Annotated in this window: 1 protein-coding gene; it reads left to right on the forward strand. The window is 62.2% G+C overall.

The window, feature by feature from the left end; all coding sequences use genetic code 11:
• Positions 1 to 1002 (forward strand): TRAP transporter large permease subunit (locus tag A2I95_RS42415; RefSeq protein ID WP_291738218.1); only part of this gene is annotated, 1002 nt, incomplete at both ends.

The following is a 1002-nucleotide window of genomic DNA, read 5'->3' on the forward strand; positions in this document are numbered from 1 at the left end:
TGATGTCGAATGCCTATCAGCAGGCCCAGTACGAGCAGGGAAAATTCTCGGTCGAGGCACTGTCGGTTGGCCAGTTTTTTGCCGCCGCACTGGTGCCTGGACTGGTGCTGGTGGTGCTGTATCTTCTTTACATCCTGGTTAGAGGCATGCTGCGGCCACAGGACATGCCCTCCGCCCCGGAGGAGCTGGCCCGTCCCAGCGGACGCCAGGTCATGCGCGCTGTGGTGCCGCCGATCCTGCTGATTTTCGCCGTGCTCGGTGCCATCCTGGGCGGTGTCGCCACTCCGACCGAGGCCGCATCGGTAGGCGGCATCGGTGCCTTGCTGATGGCGGGAGCGCGTGCAGGGGGACCGTCCCGGCTGATCCTTTCCGGTGCCGCCGCGCTGATCCTGCTGGGGATTCTGTCAGGGGTTCATCCGGTCCGTCTGCAACGCAGCGACCTCAGCGAGGCCGACCTCGCAGCGGGGCTGTTCTATGCGCTTCTGGCCGCGGTCGCAGCCATTGCCGTTTTGGCCGCCCTGCGCAGCGGCTTGAAGAAACGTATTCTTCATGAAGCGGTGACGTCGACAACAACCATGACCGCAATGATCTTTGCCACTATCCTGGCTGCGGGCATGTTCTCGCTGGTTTTCATCGGTCTGGGCGGTGAGGAACGGGTGGCGCATATCCTTGGCAACATGCCGGGTGGCCCGTCCGGCGCATTGCTGTTCTGCATGCTTTTCATCTTCGTGCTCGGCTTTTTCCTCGATTTCGTCGAGATATCGGTCATTGTGCTGCCGCTGGTGACGCCTGCCTTGATTCTGATGGGGCACGATCCGGTCTGGCTGGGCATCCTGATCGCGATCAACCTGCAGACCAGCTTTCTGACGCCGCCGTTCGGCTTTTCGCTGTTCTACTTGCGCGGCGCCGCACCAAAGGAGGTCACCACCCGTCAAATCTACCAAGGGGTCGTGCCGTTCATTGGCCTGCAGGCGCTTGGGGTGCTGCTGGTCTGGCTGATCC

The sequence above is a fragment of the Leisingera sp. F5 genome (assembly GCF_001593695.1).